This window comes from Pelagibacterium halotolerans B2 (assembly GCF_000230555.1).
GTDB classification, from domain to species: Bacteria; Pseudomonadota; Alphaproteobacteria; order Rhizobiales; family Devosiaceae; genus Pelagibacterium; species Pelagibacterium halotolerans.
Map to the genome: position 1 here is coordinate 403,909 of NC_016078.1, position 18,954 is coordinate 422,862.

General features: G+C 59.8%; 18 protein-coding genes. 11 read left to right on the plus strand and 7 right to left on the minus strand.

The genetic code is table 11. The features are described 5' to 3' along the window. Nucleotides 1-6: 6 nt before the first annotated feature. Both KKY_RS01995 and KKY_RS02000 read right to left on the minus strand, forming a co-directional pair. Nucleotides 7-951, minus strand: coding sequence for an alpha-E domain-containing protein (locus KKY_RS01995; RefSeq protein ID WP_014129606.1), 945 nt, complete (start codon nt 949-951; stop codon nt 7-9). Then, nucleotides 951-2,372, minus strand: a complete 1,422-nt coding sequence (locus KKY_RS02000; RefSeq protein WP_014129607.1) for a circularly permuted type 2 ATP-grasp protein — start codon at nt 2,370-2,372, stop codon at nt 951-953. The genes KKY_RS01995 and KKY_RS02000 overlap by 1 nt, the downstream gene beginning before the upstream one ends. Before the next feature lie 226 nt (nt 2,373-2,598). Here KKY_RS02000 and KKY_RS19885 point away from each other — a divergent pair, with 226 nt between their 5' ends. Then, nucleotides 2,599-2,775, plus strand: a complete 177-nt coding sequence (locus KKY_RS19885; protein ID WP_014129608.1) for a YegP family protein — start codon at nt 2,599-2,601, stop codon at nt 2,773-2,775. A 12-nt stretch (nt 2,776-2,787) separates the two neighbouring features. Here KKY_RS19885 and KKY_RS02005 read toward each other — a convergent pair whose 3' ends face one another. From KKY_RS02005 to KKY_RS02015, 3 genes are read right to left on the minus strand one after another with little or no spacing between them, the layout of a single operon-like run. Next, complete coding sequence (locus KKY_RS02005; protein WP_014129609.1) at nt 2,788-3,138, minus strand: cupin domain-containing protein; 351 nt, start codon at nt 3,136-3,138, stop codon at nt 2,788-2,790. Nucleotides 3,139-3,146: 8 nt separating this feature from the next. Further along, the gene (locus KKY_RS02010) at nt 3,147-4,274 is read right to left on the minus strand and encodes an ABC transporter ATP-binding protein (protein WP_014129610.1); all 1,128 of its coding nucleotides are present in this window, start codon (nt 4,272-4,274) and stop codon (nt 3,147-3,149) included. Continuing rightward, nucleotides 4,268-5,314 carry a substrate-binding domain-containing protein gene (locus tag KKY_RS02015; RefSeq protein ID WP_014129611.1) on the minus strand — a complete coding sequence of 349 codons (1,047 nt, stop codon included), beginning with the start codon at nt 5,312-5,314 and terminating at the stop codon, nt 4,268-4,270. The genes KKY_RS02010 and KKY_RS02015 overlap by 7 nt, the downstream gene beginning before the upstream one ends. A 211-nt stretch (nt 5,315-5,525) precedes the next feature. Here KKY_RS02015 and KKY_RS02020 point away from each other — a divergent pair, with 211 nt between their 5' ends. From KKY_RS02020 to malG, 4 genes are all read left to right on the plus strand, one after another. Then, nucleotides 5,526-7,178 carry an alpha-amylase family glycosyl hydrolase gene (locus tag KKY_RS02020; RefSeq protein ID WP_014129612.1) on the plus strand — a complete coding sequence of 551 codons (1,653 nt, stop codon included), beginning with the start codon at nt 5,526-5,528 and terminating at the stop codon, nt 7,176-7,178. A gap of 70 nt (nt 7,179-7,248) precedes the next feature. Next, nucleotides 7,249-8,418 (plus strand): maltose/maltodextrin ABC transporter substrate-binding protein MalE, encoded by a 1,170-nt coding sequence (gene malE, locus KKY_RS02025; RefSeq protein WP_014129613.1) that lies wholly within the window; start codon nt 7,249-7,251, stop codon nt 8,416-8,418. 57 nt (nt 8,419-8,475) lie between these two features. Further along, complete coding sequence (malF, locus tag KKY_RS02030) at nt 8,476-10,023, plus strand: maltose ABC transporter permease MalF (protein WP_014129614.1); 1,548 nt, start codon at nt 8,476-8,478, stop codon at nt 10,021-10,023. After that, the gene (malG, locus tag KKY_RS02035) at nt 10,020-10,910 is read left to right on the plus strand and encodes a maltose ABC transporter permease MalG (protein WP_014129615.1); all 891 of its coding nucleotides are present in this window, start codon (nt 10,020-10,022) and stop codon (nt 10,908-10,910) included. The genes malF and malG overlap by 4 nt, the downstream gene beginning before the upstream one ends. Here malG and KKY_RS02040 read toward each other — a convergent pair. Both KKY_RS02040 and KKY_RS02045 read right to left on the minus strand, forming a co-directional pair. Further along, nucleotides 10,868-11,926: an AbrB family transcriptional regulator gene (locus tag KKY_RS02040; RefSeq protein ID WP_014129616.1), complete on the minus strand. Its 1,059-nt coding sequence runs from the start codon at nt 11,924-11,926 to the stop codon at nt 10,868-10,870. The two genes, malG and KKY_RS02040, sit on opposite strands and share 43 nt — an antisense overlap. A gap of 10 nt (nt 11,927-11,936) precedes the next feature. Beyond that, complete coding sequence (locus tag KKY_RS02045) at nt 11,937-13,103, minus strand: M20 aminoacylase family protein (protein WP_014129617.1); 1,167 nt, start codon at nt 13,101-13,103, stop codon at nt 11,937-11,939. 120 nt (nt 13,104-13,223) lie between these two features. Between KKY_RS02045 and KKY_RS02050 the strand changes: the two genes are divergently transcribed. The 6 genes from KKY_RS02050 to KKY_RS02075 all read left to right on the plus strand — a co-directional run bounded on the left by KKY_RS02050 (nt 13,224) and on the right by KKY_RS02075 (nt 18,953). Further along, a complete protein-coding gene (locus KKY_RS02050) occupies nt 13,224-13,838 on the plus strand; it encodes a class I SAM-dependent methyltransferase (RefSeq protein WP_014129618.1) in 615 nt (204 codons plus the stop codon). A gap of 103 nt (nt 13,839-13,941) precedes the next feature. Then, nucleotides 13,942-14,394, plus strand: a complete 453-nt coding sequence (locus KKY_RS02055) for a DoxX family protein (RefSeq protein ID WP_014129619.1) — start codon at nt 13,942-13,944, stop codon at nt 14,392-14,394. A gap of 117 nt (nt 14,395-14,511) precedes the next feature. Continuing rightward, a complete protein-coding gene (locus KKY_RS02060) occupies nt 14,512-15,702 on the plus strand; it encodes an amino acid aminotransferase (RefSeq protein WP_014129620.1) in 1,191 nt (396 codons plus the stop codon). A gap of 75 nt (nt 15,703-15,777) precedes the next feature. Next, a complete protein-coding gene (gene fsa, locus KKY_RS02065) occupies nt 15,778-16,434 on the plus strand; it encodes a fructose-6-phosphate aldolase (RefSeq protein ID WP_014129621.1) in 657 nt (218 codons plus the stop codon). 7 nt (nt 16,435-16,441) lie between these two features. Then, complete coding sequence (locus KKY_RS02070) at nt 16,442-17,521, plus strand: Mrp/NBP35 family ATP-binding protein (RefSeq protein WP_014129622.1); 1,080 nt, start codon at nt 16,442-16,444, stop codon at nt 17,519-17,521. Nucleotides 17,522-17,621: 100 nt separating this feature from the next. Beyond that, nucleotides 17,622-18,953 (plus strand): GH1 family beta-glucosidase, encoded by a 1,332-nt coding sequence (locus KKY_RS02075; RefSeq protein WP_014129623.1) that lies wholly within the window; start codon nt 17,622-17,624, stop codon nt 18,951-18,953. Nucleotide 18,954 lies beyond the last annotated feature (1 nt).

Below are 18,954 nucleotides of genomic sequence, written 5' to 3' on the forward strand. Positions count from 1 at the left end.
CCGCCCTCAGTAGAAATTGTAGCTTTCCGAAATCGCGTTTGTGAGCTGGTTATTGGCGGCGATGAAACCGGTCAGATATTCGTGCAGGCCCTGATCGAAAACCTTGTTCATGCCGCCGGCCGTCAGAAACTGCGCCATTTTTATTGCTTCGTCGTGGCAACTCGAGGGTTCGCCATAGATTTGGTCGAGCATGCCCAGCATGGCCGTCACCGACGTCGTGCAGAAGGCCAGGGACCGGGGCATCTCCTTTCTGAAAATCAGAAAGTCGGCGATGTTCCAGGCCTTGTAGCGGTCGTGATAGATATGGCGATAGGCCCGATGCGCCGAGGCCGCGCGCAAAATCATCGTCCATTGCTGGATATCGACATCGCCGCCCACCATCGACGCACGGGGCAGCAATACGTAATATTTGACGTCCAGGATGCGCGCCGTGTTGTCGGCCCGTTCGATAAACCCGCCTGTCTGCGCAAAGGCGAACCCGTCGGTGCGCATCAGGGTCCCCAGCACTGCGCCCCGGAACTGGTTTGAGCTTTGCTTGACCGACTGCAGGAAGCTGGGGAGCTTGTTGCCCAGAACATGGCGTGGCTGGACCTGCGAGAATTCCAGCCACGTACTGTTGAGGCTCTCCCACATATCGGTGGTAATTTCCGTCCGCACCGATTTGGCGTTGGTTCGCGCATTGAACAGGCACGATTTCACCGACGAGGGATTATCGGTATCGAACAGCATGAAATGGGCGACGCTCGCCACGTCGACGGTATCATGCTTTTCCTTGAACGCTTCTTCGGCTTCGGCGGCTTGTAGCATGGAGAGCAGATATTCGCTCGACCCATCCTCGCCGCGTTCGGTCAGGCTCATGCGATAGCCGACTTCGAGCAGGCGGGCCATGTTTTCCGCGCGCTCCACATAGCGAGACATCCAGAACAGATTTGCAGCGGAACGTCCGAGCATCAGTCCTCCAGCACCCAGGTGTCCTTGGTGCCCCCGCCTTGCGAGGAATTGACCACCAGCGAGCCTTGCTTGAGCGCCACGCGCGTCAGGCCGCCGGGTGTGATCCGGATTTTGTCGCCCACCAGCACGAACGGCCGCAGATCGACATGACGTGGCGCGATGCCCTTGCCCACAAAGGTTGGGCAGGTCGAAAGCGCCAGGGTTGGCTGGACGATATAATTGTCCGGCCTGGCCTGTATTTTCTCGGAGAATTCGGCCCTCTGCTTTTTGGTCGATGCCGGACCGACAAGCATGCCGTAGCCGCCTGAACCGTGGACCTCCTTGACCACAAGATGCTCGAGGTTTTCCAGGACGTAGGCCCGTTCGCTGTCACTGGAGCAATTATAGGTCGGCACGTTTTTCAGGATCGGCTTTTCGCCAAGATAGAATTCGATGATCTGCGGAACGTATGTGTAAACAGCCTTGTCGTCGGCAATGCCGGTGCCCGGAGCATTGATGAGCGTTACATTCCCTGCCCGATAGGCGTCGAATAACCCGGGCACGCCGAGCATGGAATCGGCCTTGAATGTCAAAGGATCGATATAATCGTCATCGATCCGCCGATAGATCACATCGACCCGCTGCGGCCCGAGTGTGGTCCGCATATAGACCTTGCCGCCATCCACGAACAGATCCTGGCCCTCGCACAGTGTCGCTCCCATCTGGTCTGCCAGGAACGAATGCTCGAAATAGGCTGAATTGTAGATGCCCGGCGTCAGGACGACGAGATTGGGATTGCCCGGGCAATTGTCCGGCGCAACGCTTTCCATCGTCCGGCGAAGGTTTTCCGGATAGTTTTCAACCGGAGCGACCTTGAGCTTGTGGAAGAGGTCGGGGACCAGATGCATCATCGCTTCGCGGTCTTCGAGCATGTAGGAAACACCCGAAGGCGTGCGCAGATTGTCTTCGAGCACGTAGAAATCGTCGGGCCCGGTGCGCACGATATCGACGCCGATGATATGGGAATAAATCCCCTTGGGCGGATTGAGCCCCATCATCTGCGGACAGAAGGCATCGTTCTGGACAATCAGCTTTTCGGGAATACGCCCGGCGCGGATGATGTCCTGGCTGTGATAAAGGTCCCACAGAAACATGTTGAGCGCCTTGACGCGCTGCTCGATTCCCTTTTCCAGCCGGCGCCATTCCTGCGCGGCGATTACTCGGGGGATGACGTCGAAAGGGATCAGCCGCTCGGTCGCTTCGTTCGATCCATAAACGGCAAACGTAATGCCCAACCGGCGGAATATCGTTTCTGCATCTTGAGAAAGTTGCTTGAGTGCTTGCTTGGGCTGTCCGTCCAGCCAGTCACCCAATATGCGGTAGGGTTCGCGGATCGATCCATCCGCATTGAGCATTTCGTCAAAATACTTCGTTTCGCCCATACGCCTTCTTTGTGCGATGTCAGTGTGCGACCTTCCCGACGCATATCCCATTGGTGCATATTTATTTTGCGTCGTCCAGCGCTCCTGTGAGAAGCGGGAATATTTGCATCCTGAACCGCGGAGCCTGTTCGGGTTGCCTGTGCAATTGTTTTGGGCAATGCTAGCCGCGTAGACAGCAGTTGCGGTGGAGCCAGTATCTCGCCGCCGGGCATCGAGGGAGCACGAGATGTACAAGTTTGAAGTTTACAAAGACAAGGCGGGAGAGTTCCGTTTCCGCTTCCGGGCGTCCAACGGAGAAGTCATGTTCTCTTCGGAGGGCTACAAGGCCAAAGCCTCCGCGCAGAGCGCCATCGAATCCATCCGCAAGAATGTCCCCGATGCGGGTCTCGACGATCAGACCTGAGCCCGGTCGCCTCTAGGCATCATCCGGGTCGAGAAATGTCTGGGTGATGCCGGGAGCATCGTGGATGCACATCATCTTGAGAACGCCATCCCCGATATTTTCAAACCCGTGTGCCGTCTCCGGTTCGACGATCATGATGTCGCCGGGTTCGGCCTCGACAATCTCCTCACCTGCGCGAAAGCGCACCATGCCCTCCTGAACCATCCAGATTTCCGTGTAGGGATGGACATGCAGCCCGACCCGTTTGCCGGGGTCTGAAACGACGGCGAAAAAAGAGACATCGGCACCATAATGCCCGCCTTCGAACTTGATGGTTCTGGGGGCGTCTGTCGGCCGGTCGGTCGCACGCAAGATGTTGGGCATGAAAATCCTCAGGCGATGCGTTCTGTTGTTTGCGGGTCGAAGTAGCAAATATGGGACGTATCGACACTGAGGGGAACCTCATCGCCAACGGCAATAGGCGATTTTCCCGATAGCCGGGTCATCAGCTTTTTTCCCGCCAGGGCAAACGTTGCGAAATTGTCCGAGCCTGCGTGTTCGGTCATTTCCGCCCGCAATGTCAGGTCGGCCGAGTCGTCTCTGGCGACGGCGAAATCTTCGGGGCGAATCCCTACGATGACCGGCTTGTCGGCATAGGCAGCCAATGCGGCGGGCGGATTGGTCCCGGTGATCACGTGCTGGTCGGTGCCCTCCCCAAACCTGATCGATACGCCCTGTTTCTGTGGGCCCACTCTCGCCTCGATAAGGTTCATAGGGGGTGATCCCATGAAGTCCGCGACAAACAGATTGGCTGGCGCATCGTAGATTTCGGCCGGCGTCGCGAACTGCTGGATTACGCCGTCCTTGAGCACCACGATCTTGGTTCCCAGCGTCATCGCTTCGATCTGGTCGTGCGTGACGTAAACGATCGAAGCATCGAGCCGCTGGTGCAGCGCCTTGATCTCGGCACGCATTTCCACGCGCAGCTTGGCGTCGAGATTGGACAGGGGCTCATCGAAAAGGAACAGCTTGGGTTCCCGCACCAGCGCTCGGCCCATCGCCACCCGCTGACGCTGGCCGCCGGAGAGGTGAGCGGGCCGGCGGCCGAGCAGATGTTCGATCTGCAGCAATCGCGCGACATCGCCGATCTTGCGCTTCTGTTCGGATTTTTCCACCCGGCGGATTTTCATGCCGAACGCGATGTTTTCAGCCACCGTCATCGTTGGATAAAGCGCGTAGGACTGGAACACCATGGCGATGTCCCGATCGCGCGGCGGAACGTTTGTGACGTCCCGCCCGTCGATGCAGATCGTGCCTGCGCTCGTTTCCTCAAGCCCGGCAATGCAATTGAGCAAGGTCGATTTTCCGCACCCCGATGGACCGACCAGTACGAGGAAATCGCCGGCGTCTATGGAAAGCGAAATCGATTTGAGCACCTCGATCGCGCCATAGCTCTTTTGGAGTTCTTCAATCGCCAGAATTGCGACAGGGCTTTGCTGGATAGGCGCGGGGTTCACCATGATCGTCCTCCATCTTGCGGCGCAGCCCCGGTGGAATTGCGCACGATCAGATCGACATTGGCGGTCTTCTGCAGGCTCTTGGGAGCGGCGCCATCGATCCGCTTGTGTATCATTTCGGCCAGCGCAAGCCCGGCCTCCCGGATCGGCACCCGCGTAACCGTCAGCGGTGTGGAAAAATGTTCCGACCGCAGATGAGGCAGCACGTCGTCATGAGCGATGATCGAAACGTCTTTCCCGATCTCAAGCCCTGCTTCTCCCGCAGCCCGCATGACCCCGATCGCCATCAGGGTGGATGAGCACAGGAACGCGGTGGGCGGTAGCCCATGCAGTCCCGAGAGCCATTTCGCCGCCTGATTGTAGCCGGCGTCCTCGCTCATTTCCGAATGGGAAACGAACCGCGCCGGCACATGAATGCCCCGCGCGGCGAGCGTCGTCCGAAACGCCGCTTCGCGCTGCACGGCAAAAGCGAGCCCCGCCGAACCGTTGAGAAAAGCGATCCGCCTGTGCCCCAACGCAATGAGCAGTTCGGTGGCGCGCGAAAACGCGCCGTGATTGTCGATATCGTAAAACCCGTAGGCGACGTCTTCACCGACATGGCCGTGTACCACGAAGGGGAAATTGCGTTCGGTCAGCATCGCGATACGCGGATCGTCCACTTCGGGGGCCGACACCACAAGTCCGTCGATCGAGCCCGACGCGATGAGTCGCTGATATGCCGCAAGCTGGGCACCGGGTGCCGCATGGCGAAGGATCAGGTCGAGTTCGCGATCCGCCAGCCCCATCGACAGGCCCGCCAGATACTCGACGAAGTGCGGATCGACCAGCAGGTTGCGCGCGGCCCGAAAAATGATGCCGACCATGCCCGATTTGCCGGTAGCCAGGCGGCGAGCGCTTGTGTTGGGGCGATAGTTGAGCGCCTCGGCCGCCTCGACCACCCGTATGCGGGTTTTTTCCCCAACCTCGGGATATCCGTTCAGCGCGCGGCTCACAGTGGCCGGCGACAGGCCGAGATGGTTGGCCAGTTCCCGCAATGTCGTCACCCGAGCCTCCCTCCCCAAGTGATAATGCTCTCAGCGCCGCGGGGGCGCCGATAGAAACTTAAAGCGGTTTGAAGATGGCCTGTCAATGATCGTTGAACTGCAGTACGACTTACGCAAGAGATCGGGCTAAAGTACGTTTCCTGGTTGACAGGAAAACTAAACCGATTTGAATTGTGGGCCATCGGAGCCGGTTCACGCGAGGAGGTATGCAATGTCGGATTGGTGGCGCGGCGGGGTGATCTACCAGATTTACCCGCGCTCCTTTCAGGACAGCAATGGTGACGGAATCGGCGACCTGCGCGGTATTCTCGACAGGCTTGAGCATGTCGCGTCGCTCGGCGTTGATGCGATCTGGTTATCCCCGATCTTCACTTCGCCGATGGCCGATATGGGCTACGACGTTTCAAACTATACCGACATCGATCCGCTTTTCGGCTCTCTGGCCGATTTCGACGCGCTGATCGAAAAGGCCCATGAACTTGGCCTCAAGGTGGTGATCGATCAGGTGGTCAGCCACACTTCAGACAAGCATCCCTGGTTCATCGAATCCAAATCCTCGCGCACCAATCCACGCGCCGATTGGTACGTCTGGGCCGATCCAGATGAAGACGGAACGCCGCCCAACAACTGGCCTTCCGTGTTCGGCGGTCCGGCCTGGGAATGGAACGGCACGCGCCGGCAGTATTATCTGCACAATTTCCTCATCGCCCAGCCCGACCTCAATTTCCATAACCCCCAGGTGCAGGACGCGGTGTTGGCCACCATGCGTTTCTGGCTCGAGCGCGGCGTCGACGGCTTCCGCTTCGATACCGTGAATTACTATTTTCACGACAGGAAACTGCGCTCCAACCCGCCTGCGCCTCGGGAAAAAGAGACCCCGCTCGAAGCCGATCCTTACGGCATGCAGTTTCACAAATTTTCCAAGAACCGCCCGGAAAACATAGATTTTCTCAAACGCGTACGCGCCCTGCTCGATGAATTTCCCGGCACCACGACGGTTGGGGAGGTAGGCGAGGCCCATCGGGCCATCGAGATCATGGCGGCCTATACCGCCGGCGACGATCTTTTGCACATGTGCTACTCGTTCGACATGCTCGGCCCCACTTTCACGCCGCGCCATTTCCGTTCCCGCGTTGAAAAATTCTTCAAGGGCGCCCCGGACGGTTGGCCATGCTGGAGCTTTTCCAACCACGATGTGAACCGGCACATTTCCCGGTGGGAAGCTCACGCGGTCACCCCCGACGCCCTAGGGCGCCAATCGGCATCCCTGCTGCTCACCCTCAAGGGGTCCGTCTGCATCTATCAGGGCGAAGAGCTGGGATTGCCCGAAGCCGAACTCGAATATTCCGAGCTGACCGATCCGCCGGGCCTGCGCTTTTGGCCGGACAACAAGGGTCGCGATGGCTGCCGCACGCCCATGCCATGGACCGGTGAGCCCAATGCCGGTTTTTCGGAGGTGAAGCCCTGGCTGCCGGTCAAGGGTCCGCATTTAAAGCGCAACGTCGCAGCGCTCGAAGCCGACCCCGATTCCCTGCTGCACTATTACCGTACCATCCTGAAATACCGGAAGAACAACCCCGCGCTCATCGACGGCGAGATCGTTTTCCATGATGTCAAGGAACCGATCCTGGGATTTTCGCGCCGGAACGGTCAGGACGCACTCATGTGCGTTTTCAACCTTTCGGCAAAGCCACATGCCCTTTCAATCAAGGGCCTGCCCAATCTGGCGACACTGGCCGGCGTTTCGAACGGCGCTGCGCTGCGGGGAAAGGCGCTCGAACTGGAGGGCAATGGCTTTGCCATTATTGAATGCGGCGCCGGTTTCGACCCGGCCGCTATATCGCTGACCCTGTCAAAGGGGTGAGCTTTGCGTAACGTCCGGCAGCCCGCCGAGGAGCGGCGCCGGACATCGTCGTGTCAGGGAGGACACCACAATGCACAAAACGGCTTTCAGCCTTGCGGGCGCACTCATCGTGCTTGCCGCTTCCACCTCGATCGCCCAGGCGTTTGAAGACGGCGCCATTGTCATCTGGCAGGATGATCGTGCTCCCGACCTCCTCACCCAGATCGGCGCGCAGTTCGAAGCCGATCTGGGTATTCGCGTCATCGTCGAAAATGTCGACCCGCTCACCGACCGCTTCCAACAGGCGGCAGCCACCGGCGATGGCCCCGACATCGTGATGTGGGCTCATGATCGGCTCGGCGAATGGGCCGCCGGCGGCCTCATCGCGCCGGTCTCGCCCAGCGCATCGGTGGTCGAAGCCAATCTTGAAAGCGCCTGGGAAGCCGTCACCTTCGACAACCGCGTTTGGGGATACCCCGTCGCCGTCGAAGCGATCGGGCTGGTTTATAATCGCGACCTCGTCGAAACCCCACCGGAAAACTTCGAGGACATCGCAGAGATGGACCTCCCCGAAGGCGTCACCCCCATCATGTGGGCTTACAATGACACCTATTTCACTTTTCCCATGCTGGCCGCCAATGGTGGTTATGCCTTCGAGATGGTCGATGGCAGCTACGATGGCTCTCAGACCGGCGTTAACACAGAGGGAGCCATTCAGGGCGGCGAAGTGCTGGCCGATCTCATCGAATCCGAAACCATGCCGCGTGGTGTCGACTATGGCGTCATGGAAGGCGCCTTCGCCAATGGCGAAGTCGCCATGATCATCAATGGTCCTTGGTCGTGGTCGGGCTATGAGGAGGCCGGCATAGACATTGGGGTCGCTTCGCTCCCCGCCGTTGCTGGGTCTCCCAGCCGTCCGTTCCTGGGCGTTCAGGCTCTCGCGCTCAATGCCGCCTCGCCCAATCGGGATTTGGCGGTCGAGTTTATCGAGAACTACCTGCTGACCGACGAAAACATCCAGCTCTGGAACTCGACCGGCGCGCTTGGTGTGCCCACCGACATTTCCGTCGGCGCAGCCGAAGACGATGACAAGATCGTCCAGACCCTCGCCAATGCCGAAGTGGGCGTGCCCATGCCGTCAAACCCGGAAATGGGTGCATTTTGGTCGGCCATGGAGCCGGCGCTGGGCAATATCACCTCGGGTGCGACCTCGGTCGAACAGGCCCTCAACGACGCGGCCGCCCGCATCCTGGGCGAGTAGGCAAATAGGGTGGGGCGGCTTCTGCCGCCCCATCTTAAACCCGGGGAGGAACGGGCGATGTCGGTTGCAATGCCAGCCCAGCCTGGCAATCGTGGAGCCCTTTGGCGCGATCTCGTGGCAAAAGCCCTCGTGGCGCTGGTTTCACTGGCCATCCTGTTTGCCGCCTGGGTGGTTTATGCTGTGGGGCAGGCGCTGTTCGGCGCCTGTCTGGTTGTCGTCGCATTGGCGTTTTTTGCCATCTACGGCTTTCGCCAGTTCTATTTCGCTCGCTTCATTTTCCCCGGCGCCGTAGCGGTCCTGCTCTTCATTCTCTTTCCGGTGCTCTATACGATCTATCTGGGTTTCACGAACTACTCGTCTTTCAACCTTCTGACATTCGAGCGGGCCCAGAACGTCCTTCTGTCCAGCCGCATCATTGATGAAGAAACCCGCCGACCTTTCGCTCTTGTGGCCGAAGGCGACCAGTATCGGGTCTTTCTCCCGCAAGGGGAGGGCGGTCTTCTCTCCGAGCCCGCCCCGCTCGATGGCGAGCCAGCCAGCCTTGCAGCCGAACAGGTCGAAAGGGCGCCGCAGACCACTCTCGAAATGCGCGACGTCGTCGCCCTGCGTGATCCCCTGTCGCGCATTGAAGTTACGCTGCCCGATCAGACCCTCCTGCGCGCTTCGGGCCTGCGCGAATTCGCCTATGTCCAGCCTGAATACGAACTGGTCGAGGATGAAAAACTCCGTCACGTCGAAACCGGCGAAATCCTGACGCCCAATCACGAGATCGGATTTTACGTCCGCGAGGATGGCAGCCGCGTTACCCCGGGCTGGCGCGTCTTTATCGGAACGGGCAATTTCGAACGCATCTTCCAGTCGCAGGGCATTCGCGGTCCGCTGATCGGCATCTTTATCTGGACAGTCGGTTTTGCCGTGGGCTCGACAGTCCTGTGTTTTTCGCTCGGGCTGCTTCTCGCCACCATCCTGCAATGGGAGCATATGCGCTTCCGCGCGGTCTATCGCATCCTCCTGATCCTGCCCTACGCGGTTCCGGCCTTTATCTCGATCCTGGTCTTTCGCGGGCTGTTCAATCAGAATTTTGGCGAAATCAATCTGATCCTCAACGCCATCTTCGGTATACGCCCGGCCTGGTTCACCGACGGCTTTCTGGCCCGCGCCATGCTCCTCATCGTCAATGTGTGGCTCGGTTACCCCTATATGATGCTGCTCGGTATGGGCTTTTTGCAGGCAGTGCCCCAAGAGCAGAAAAAGGCTGCGATCCTTGAAGGGGCAGGGGCCTTGCGCGTGTTTTTCACCATCACCCTGCCACAAATCCTGCCACCCTTCCTGCCGCTCCTGCTGGCCACCTTTGCCTTCAACTTCAACAACATCGTCCTGATCCTGCTCTTGACGACCGGTGGTCCCGACATTCCGGGCACCGTCATTCCTGCGGGGCAAACAGATATTCTGGGCTCGTTCACCTTCCGCATGGCCTTCATGGATTCCGGTCAGCAATTCGGCCTCGCCGGTGCCATAACGCTCATCATTTTCCTTGTCGTGACGATCATCGCCTACGCCAATTTTATTGCCATGCGGCGCACCCAGCACGGAGCAGTCCAATGATCGTGGAAAACAGGCGGACGCTGCTGCTCAAGAAATTCGCGGCCCACGGATTCCTCATCGGGTTTATCGTGGTCATCATGTTCCCGTTCCTGATGGTGGTCTCGATCTCGTTTAGGGAGGGCAATTTCTCGGTCGGCACTCTGATCCCCACAAACCCCACGCTCGAGCATTGGTACCTTGCGCTCGGTCTCGAATACACGCGCGCCGATGGCACGGTGGTCCAGCCACCCTATCCGGTGCTGCTCTGGATGTGGAATTCGATCAAGCTCGGCATCATCTCGGCCGCGGGGGCGCTGGCCATCGCAACCATCTCGGCCTACGCGCTGAGCCGCATCCGATTCCGGGGTCGCATGGCGTTCCTCGATTCCCTGCTCATCATCCAGATGTTTCCCACGACGCTCGCTCTGGTCGCGCTCTATGCCATTTTCGATACGATGGGCGGCATTTCTCCAGTCATCGGGCTCGACAGCCACACCTCCCTGGTGCTGGTCTATCTCTCGGGGGTGATGATGCACATCTGGACCATCAAGGGCTATTTCGACAGCGTCGATCCGGCCCTCGACAAGGCCGCCGCCATCGACGGGGCCACGCCCTGGCAGACCTTCCGCTTCGTCTTTCTGCCGCTGGCCGTACCGATCATGGCTGTGGTGTTCGTTCTGGTCTTTATCGGCGTCGTCAACGATTACCCCATCGCCTCGATCCTTTTGCGCTCGGAAGAAAACCTTACCCTGGCCACCGGTTCGCGCTTTTATCTCAGCGAGTTTGAATATCGCTGGGGCGATTTCGCCGCCGCGGCGATCCTCTCGGGCATCCCGATCACGGTGGTGTTCCTCATTGCCCAACGCTATCTGGTTTCGGGGCTTTCGGAAGGCTCGGTCAAGGGCTGACGTCCCTTGACCAGCATGACCACCAGCGGGATGGCGATTGTCAGCATCAGCAGCCGCGCAACGTGATGGGCGGCAATGAACGCTGTGTCATAACCGAGCGCAATGCCCAGCGCGCCCATTGATTCAAGGCCACCAGGTGACAGCCCGAGCCAGATCTGGCCCATTGGCATTGAGACGAAAAAGCTCGCGCCAAAGGCAAAAACAGTCGTTATCGCGACGGTGATCGCCGTGGCCACGGTGCCGCCGAATGCGGCCTGCATGAATTCAGCGCGTGTCATCCCCGCAAAACGCGACCCGATCAAAGCCCCCATGCCCACAAAAGTCAGGTCAACCAGGATCGGTGGCAGTGAGCCGTCGAAATGACCGGTCAGCTTCATTGCCGTCGCAAATGCCATCGACCCCAGTACATAGCCTGCGGGCATCTTGAGGCGCGTGAAACCCCATCCGACCAGCGCGCAACCTGCTGCAACCATGGCCAGCGTGGTCAGGTCCATGAGTTCGCTGCCGCCCCCTGAATAATGTCCCACGGGCAGGAAAAGGGCCCCGATAGGTGCAAACAGCGTAAGAAACATCACCCTCTGGACCTGTATGATGACGATCTGCCGCGGATTGCCGACCCCGGTCGAAGCCAGCGCCATGATGAACGAGAGATGGCCGGGAAAGGACGAAAGATAGGCCGTTCCGGCGTCAAACCTGAACAGCCTGCGCAGCACGATACCGCAAATCGTGACGATGACCACGAGTTCGAGTGCCAGGGCTCCAAGCGTTGTCGGCCATTGACCGATCAACTGTAGCGTGTCGGGCGCCACATTGGCCCCCATCGAGAGCCCGACGCACACGAAAAGCACGTTGCGCAATCCGTTGGGCATGGTCGCCGGAAAGCCCGACAGCGCGGCAATCGAAACCGCAAGTGCTCCGCCCATCAGCATTCCACCCGGAACCCCGAGCATGCTGATCGCAAGGGAGCCCACGGCGGCTATGATGAGGGTGAGGCCGGTTCGGAGCGCCCGGTGCATCAACTCGCTCCTACTGGGCCGCCAGCGCCCTCTCGGCCAACCGCACCCAGTAGCTTACCCCCATAGGGATCGCTTCGTCGTTGAAATCATAGGTGTCCGTGTGAAGATCGGCGCTGTCGCCATTTCCAAGGAAAATATAGGACCCCGGGCGCGCATTGAGCATATAAGCGAAATCCTCGCCGCCCATGGTCGGATCCACGGCATCGTTCACCCGCTCCTCGCCGACGATTTCGCGCGCTACCTCCGCCGCAAAGACCGTCTGCTCTGGCGCATTGACCGTCACCGGATACCCCCGCATCCATTTCACTGTCGCGCTGGCGCCGAACGCCCGCGCAAGCTGGGGCGCCAGGTGTTTGATCCCCTCTTCCATTTGTGCGCGCACGTCCTCGTCCAGCGTGCGCACGGTTCCCGTAAGCCGCGCGGTGCGCGGAATGACGTTGTAGGCTGTGCCCGCATTGACTGTCGTGACCGAAAGAACCGCCGAGCGGATCGGATCGACCGAGCGTGACACCAGCGTCTGCAGGCCCGAAATGATGTGGGCGGAAACGATCACCGGGTCGACGGCAAGATGCGGCATGGCCGCATGCCCGCCATGGCCTTCGATGTCGATCGCGAACTGGTCCGTGCCTGCCATGATCCCGCCGGTCCGGATGGCAAACTCCCCTAGCGGAATGCCGGGCATGTTGTGCATGCCGAACACCTGGGAAATGCCGAAACGCTCCATCAGTCCATCTTCCACCATCAAACGCCCGCCGCCGCCACCTTCCTCGGCTGGTTGGAAGATGACGATCACCGTGCCATCGAAATTGCGCGTCTCGGCCAGGTAGCGCGCGGCGCCCAGCAGCATCGCTGTGTGCCCGTCATGGCCGCATGCATGCATCTTTCCGGTGTTGCCCGAAGCATAGGACTTTCCGGTCCGCTCGGTGATCGGCAATGCGTCCATATCCGCGCGCAACCCAACGACACGATCCGAATCGCCCTTGCCGCGGATAACCCCGACCACACCGGTCCGCCCGATCCCCGTTACCACCTCGTCCACCCCGAATGCCTTGAGCTGTTCGGACACGAAGCCGGCCGTTTCATGGACGTCGTAGAGAAGTTCGGGATTGGCATGGAGGTGCTGGCGCCACGCGGCGATATCTGCGTGGAATTCGGCAACACGATTGATGATGGGCATGAAAGAACCTGAAGGCGATATGTGAAATGTCCAATGTCTGCGCCTCGGCGCGCGGCGTCAACGTCTCTTGTTTCCGGCGTGGCCGGACGCTATCCACGATCTAGAAAATTGGACATTCGGATGCCAGATTCCAACCCTGCCAAATCCCCGATCGTGATCGACTTCGTGGGAGGGTCCGTCGGCTTTCGCCTGCGCAGCGGCGAGGGCAGGGGTCAACCGCTCCCTCGCGCCTGCGGCATGGCCAGGGGCTCCCTGCCAACCATCGTGGACGCGACCGCAGGCATGGGGCGTGACGCGTTCTTTCTCGCCTCTCTGGGCGCCCAGGTCACTCTGATCGAACGCAACCCGCAGGTTCACGCCGCCCTCGATCGCGCCATGACCGCCGCCCGCGACCACAGCGAGGAACTCGCCGCCATCATCTCGCGCATGACACTGCTCTGTGGTGATTCCCGCGACCTTCTGAAATCCCTCACCCCCGAAGTGGTCCTTGTCGACCCGATGCATCCCGAACGCACCAAATCGGCTCTGGTCAAAAAGCAGATGCGCGATCTGCGTGATGTGGTTGGTGCAGATCCTGACGCGCGCCAACTCATGGATGCGGCACTAGCGGCCGCAACAAACCGCGTCGTCCTCAAATGGCCCCAGCGCGCTGCGCTGATCGAAGGGCTGCGCAAACCCAGCCATCAGATATCGGGCAAGACCACGCGCTATGACGTCTTTGTGACCCGATCATAGCCATCCCCTTGCGTTCATTGCGCAAATGTAACTTGTGCGAGCACCATTCCTGCGGATGGTAATGCCTGGGAGGATTTCTCAATTCCTTCAAGGAGCATTTTGCATGACCCAATCCATATCGAGCGCCGAGCCGCGCCTCATCGTTCCCCCTCTTAGTCGCATTTACGCCTTGGGCCGGCCCCTCGCCGAAACCGCGATGCGGGTATTTGCCGGTATTGCGCTGATCGTCCATGGCTGGCCCAAAATCCAGAATCCCATGGGCATGGCCGGAATGCTCGAAGGTCTCGGGTTCGGGCCGGGCGCGTTCTGGTCTCCGCTGTTGGCCGCCACGGAGTTCTTTGGCGGCATCCTTCTCGTTCTGGGTCTGCTGACCAGGCCGGCCGCTTTCGCAACCATGATTGTTCTGCTCACCACGGTTTACGCCCACTGGATCGCCATGGGGCAGGGCTGGTCGGGCGCAGAGCTGTCCATACTCTGGTCAACAATTCTTTTCTATTTCGTCATGGCAGGCGGCAATCGCCTTTCAATCGATGCGATGATCGGACGCCAGTTCTAAGCCCGGCCATATTTCGCAAAACCATTCCGCCGCTTGGATGCCCCCGGCCATTGCATTAGCGCCGGGGGAAACTATAAAGGCCGCGCGCCTTTTCCCTATCCAAGCTCGAGAGCGAGAATGTTCGAGACCCTTTCCAAGGCACCCCAGGACAAGATTTTTGCACTGATGGCCGAAATTGCCGCCGATGACCGGCCCGGCAAGATCGATCTCGGCATCGGCGTCTACAAGGATGATGACGGCAATACGCCCATCATGACCGCTGTTAAAAAGGCCGAAGAGAGGATCGTCTCGACCTCCAAAACCAAGACCTATATCGGGGTCGCCGGCAACAAGGGTTTTGCCAGGGCCATGGTCGATCTCGCGCTCGATGGCGCGGTGCCCGACGATCGCGTTCGCGCAGCGCAGGCGCCCGGTGGCACAGGCGCGCTCTGGGTGCTGCTGACGCTTTTGAAGCGTGCCAACCCCGACGCGACGGTCTGGATTTCCGATCCCTCATGGCCCAACCACAGGCCCATGGCCGAACAGGCTGGCTTCAAGGTCGAGGCATACCCCTATTTCGACCCGGAAACCGGCAAGGTCCGGTTCGACGATATGCTCGCCAAACTCGATAGCCTGGGCAAGAGCGATATCGTCCTGCTCCATGGCTGCTGCCACAATCCCACGGGCGCCAATCTCGATCACGACCAGTGGCACAAGGTCATTGCGTCTCTCAAGCGCACCGGCGCGTTCCCGCTGGTCGACATGGCCTATCAGGGTTTTGGCGACGGGCTGGACGAAGACGCGTATGGCTTGCGCGCCCTGGCCGCCGAAATCGACGAATTTGTCTGCGCGACGAGCTGTTCGAAAAATTTCGGCATCTATCGTGAGCGTGTCGGCTGCGCCATCGTTGTGGGCAAGGATGCGGCCCAGGCCGATATCGCCAATTCACAGATGCTCAACGTCATCCGTGGCGCCTATTCCCAGCCGCCCGATCACGGCGCGGAAATCGTGCGCATCATCCTTGAAGACGCGGATCTGCGCGCCGAATGGAAGGCCGAGCTTGAGGCCATGCGCAACCGCATGATCGCCAACCGCAAGGCATTGGCCGATGCGATCCGGTCGCGCTCCAACAGCACCGACTTCGACTTCGTTGCCGAACATCGCGGCATGTTCTCGCTTTTGGGACTTAAAGTTGAAACGGTCGACCATTTAAAAGCCGAAAATGCGGTCTATATGTTGGATGATAGCCGCATAAACATCGCCGGTCTGGCTGACGAACGGATTCAGCGCCTGGCCGATGCCATCGTCGGTGCCACACGAAAAGCCTGACGCTGTTATTGCGGCACAGCCATTCCATGCTACACCTTGGTCATTAGACCAAAGTATTATCCCAAGGGGGAGAAAATGAAGTTTTTCGTCGACACCGCCGACATAAGCGAAATCCGGGAACTGCATGATGCAGGCCTGCTCGACGGCGTCACCACAAACCCTTCGCTGGTGGCCAAGTCGGGCCGCGATTTCAAGGAAGTGGTCAAGGAAATCTGCGACCTGCTGCCGGGCCTGCCCGTTTCCGCGGAAGTCGCCGCGACTGACTATGACGGCATGATGGCCGAGGCCGATGTGCTCAGCAAGATCGCCGACAACGTCGTGATCAAGGTCCCGCTCACCCTCGCGGGGTTGAAAGCCTGCAAGACCCTGTCCGATCGCGGCATCAAGACCAACGTCACGCTGTGCTTTTCGGCCAACCAGGCCCTGCTGGCCGCAAAGGTCGGCGCCACCTACATCTCGCCGTTCCTGGGCCGCCTTGATGACATCAACCTCGATGGCATGCAGCTTATCTCCGACATTCGGGTGATCTACGATAATTACGACTTCGACACCCAGATCCTTGCTGCCTCGATCCGCTCGCCCAACCACGTCTCCGACGCCGCTCTGGCCGGTGCCGATGTGGCGACCATTCCGCCGGGCGTGCTCAAGAAGCTTGCCGACCATCCCCTGACCGACAAGGGGCTCGACGCCTTCGTCAAGGATTGGAAGTCCACGGGTCAGTCGATCATTTGAGCCTCAATTGACCGAGGATGACGTCCGCAAGAAAATCCAGGACGCGCTGGGCACCATAGAAGTGCCCGGCGGGTCCTCGCTTGCCGAGTTCCCCGGCCTGTCCGACATTATCGTTACCAAGGGCGCCGTGGCCTTTGCCATTTCGGTGTCCCCGGGCATGGAAAAGGCCTTCGCTCCGGCTCGTACCGCAGCCGAGGAAGCGGCCAAAAAGGCTGCGGAAGGCCGCAAGGTCATGGTCTCGCTCACCGGCGACAAGGCTCCGGCCCAGGCCGCGCCAAAAGGCGCTGCACCGCGCCCCGGCCCTCCGCCCAAATCCCCGGTTCCCGGCATCAGGCACATTGTAGCCGTTGGCTCGGGCAAGGGGGGCGTCGGTAAGTCCACCTGTGCGGTCAATATCGCTCTGGGCCTAGCCCGGCAGGGCCTTAAGGTCGGTATTCTCGACGCCGATCTCTATGGCCCCTCGCTGCCAAAATTGCTTGGCATTGAAGGCAAGCCCGCCGTCCGCGACGACGGAATTTTCAAGCCGTTTGAAGTCTATGGCCTCAAAGCCATGTCCATCGGTCCCATGCTCACCGGAACCCAGGCCGTGGTCTGGCGCGGCCCCATGGCCACCTCGGCGCTCCGCCAATTGCTGCGTGAGACCGACTGGGGCCAGCTCGACGTTCTCGTTGTCGATCTTCCGCCCGGCACCGGCGACATCCAGATTTCGCTTGTTCAGCAGGTCGAACTGGCCGGCGCGGTCATCATTTCCACGCCCCAGGATCTGGCGCTCATCGATGCGCAAAAAGCCATCGATATGCTCACCCGCACCAACGTGCCCGTTCTGGGCATCGTCGAAAACATGAGCTATTTCATAGCGCCCGATACCGGCAACCGCTACGACATTTTCGGTCATGGCGGCGCAAAGGCGGCCGCTGCGGACATGGGTGTCGCCTTTTTGGGCGAAATCCCGCTCGTCATGTCGATCCGTGAGGGAGCCGATGCCGGCAAACCCGCGGTTGCCTCCGGCGACGGACCGGATGCGCAGGCATTTCTCGCTATAGCCGAGCGTCTTGCGGCAACGCTGTCGAGGCCAAGAATTTCCTGATTTCAGTTGGCGTGGTTCTCGATGATGACAAATCGTGAAAACGCTGATAACCATAATGTAACCGATTACAAAAAATCGCACTCTGGGCGGAGAGCCGACAATGTTCAGCCATAAGCGCGCCGATTTCGGCGAGAATTTCCTGTTTGGTGCGGCCACCGCTGCCTACCAGATAGAGGGCGGCCAGACCGACGGTCGCGGGTCTTCCATCTGGGATACGTTTTCAGCCACGCCCGGCAACGTGCACAACAGTGAAACCGGCAAGATCGCCTGCGATCACTACAATCGCTGGCCGGAAGATCTCGATCTGCTGGCCGATGGTGGTTTCGATGCCTACCGGTTTTCTTTCGCATGGCCGCGCCTGATCCCCGAAGGTACCGGCACCGTCAATCAAAAAGGCATCGATTTTTATGACCGGCTGATCGACGGCATGCTTGAGCGGGGCCTCAAGCCGTTCGCTACCCTCTACCACTGGGATCTGCCGAGCGCGTTGCAGGATAAGGGCGGTTGGCTCAACCGCGACATTGCCAACTGGTTCGCCGACTATGCCGTGCTGGTACAGAGCCATTTCGGGGATCGGCTCGAAACAACGGCCACCATCAACGAGCCCTGGTGCGTTGCATTCCTCTCCCACATGCTCGGTGTCCATGCTCCGGGATATCGTGATATCCGCGCCGCTGCCCGCGCTTCCCACCATGTCCTTTTGGCCCACGGTACGGCCATCAACGCCATGCGCGCCGAGGGCGGCAAGAACCTTGGCATCGTTTGCAATTTCGAGGTTGCCCAGGGCGCGACCGGCAAGCCCGAGGATATGGGCGCCGCCCGCCTCTGGGATGGAATTTTCAACCGCTGGTATCTCGACGGTCTGTTCAAGGGTAAATACCCCGCCGACGTCCTCGCCCATTTCGCCCCCCACATGCCCGACGATTTCGCCGACGACATGGCGGTCGTTTCAACGCCCCTTGATTGGTTCGGCGTCAATTACTACACCCGCGGCCTTTACGAGCATGCCCCCGAACGAGGCGCCTTTCCGCTGCGCAAGGTCGATGGGCCGCTCGAAAAGACGGCCATCGGTTGGGAAATCTTCCCCGAGGGTCTCGAGGAAATCCTGACCCGCATTTCGGCCGATTACACCGACATTCCGCTTTACGTGACCGAAAACGGCATGGCTGAAGTCGAAGGTACCGACGATCCCCGTAGGGTCGCCTATTACGACGGCCATCTTGGCGCAGTTCTTGCGGCCCAAAGACGCGGCGCCGACGTGCGCGGCTATTTCGGCTGGTCGCTGCTGGACAACTATGAATGGGCCGAAGGCTATGACAAGCGCTTCGGCTTGGTTCACGTCGACTACAAGACCCAGAAGCGTACCCCCAAATCGTCCTACCGCGCCTTCCAGTCTCTTCTCACGGGAGCCAACCGCTCGCGCGTTGCCTGAA

What these genes read in the sequence shown, in the direction of transcription:
- KKY_RS02045 (WP_014129617.1), bottom strand. Translation starts at nt 13,103, where the DNA reads ATGCCCATCATCAATCGTGTTGCCGAATTCCACGCAGATATCGCCGCG.
- malG (WP_014129615.1), top strand. Translation starts at nt 10,020, where the DNA reads ATGATCGTGGAAAACAGGCGGACGCTGCTGCTCAAGAAATTCGCGGCC.
- KKY_RS02040 (WP_014129616.1), bottom strand. Translation starts at nt 11,926, where the DNA reads ATGCACCGGGCGCTCCGAACCGGCCTCACCCTCATCATAGCCGCCGTG.
- KKY_RS02075 (WP_014129623.1), top strand. Translation starts at nt 17,622, where the DNA reads ATGTTCAGCCATAAGCGCGCCGATTTCGGCGAGAATTTCCTGTTTGGT.
- malF (WP_014129614.1), top strand. Translation starts at nt 8,476, where the DNA reads ATGTCGGTTGCAATGCCAGCCCAGCCTGGCAATCGTGGAGCCCTTTGG.
- fsa (WP_014129621.1), top strand. Translation starts at nt 15,778, where the DNA reads ATGAAGTTTTTCGTCGACACCGCCGACATAAGCGAAATCCGGGAACTG.
- KKY_RS02005 (WP_014129609.1), bottom strand. Translation starts at nt 3,138, where the DNA reads ATGCCCAACATCTTGCGTGCGACCGACCGGCCGACAGACGCCCCCAGA.
- malE (WP_014129613.1), top strand. Translation starts at nt 7,249, where the DNA reads ATGCACAAAACGGCTTTCAGCCTTGCGGGCGCACTCATCGTGCTTGCC.
- KKY_RS02055 (WP_014129619.1), top strand. Translation starts at nt 13,942, where the DNA reads ATGACCCAATCCATATCGAGCGCCGAGCCGCGCCTCATCGTTCCCCCT.
- KKY_RS02000 (WP_014129607.1), bottom strand. Translation starts at nt 2,372, where the DNA reads ATGGGCGAAACGAAGTATTTTGACGAAATGCTCAATGCGGATGGATCG.
- KKY_RS19885 (WP_014129608.1), top strand. Translation starts at nt 2,599, where the DNA reads ATGTACAAGTTTGAAGTTTACAAAGACAAGGCGGGAGAGTTCCGTTTC.
- KKY_RS01995 (WP_014129606.1), bottom strand. Translation starts at nt 951, where the DNA reads ATGCTCGGACGTTCCGCTGCAAATCTGTTCTGGATGTCTCGCTATGTG.
- KKY_RS02060 (WP_014129620.1), top strand. Translation starts at nt 14,512, where the DNA reads ATGTTCGAGACCCTTTCCAAGGCACCCCAGGACAAGATTTTTGCACTG.
- KKY_RS02050 (WP_014129618.1), top strand. Translation starts at nt 13,224, where the DNA reads ATGCCAGATTCCAACCCTGCCAAATCCCCGATCGTGATCGACTTCGTG.
- KKY_RS02010 (WP_014129610.1), bottom strand. Translation starts at nt 4,274, where the DNA reads ATGGTGAACCCCGCGCCTATCCAGCAAAGCCCTGTCGCAATTCTGGCG.
- KKY_RS02020 (WP_014129612.1), top strand. Translation starts at nt 5,526, where the DNA reads ATGTCGGATTGGTGGCGCGGCGGGGTGATCTACCAGATTTACCCGCGC.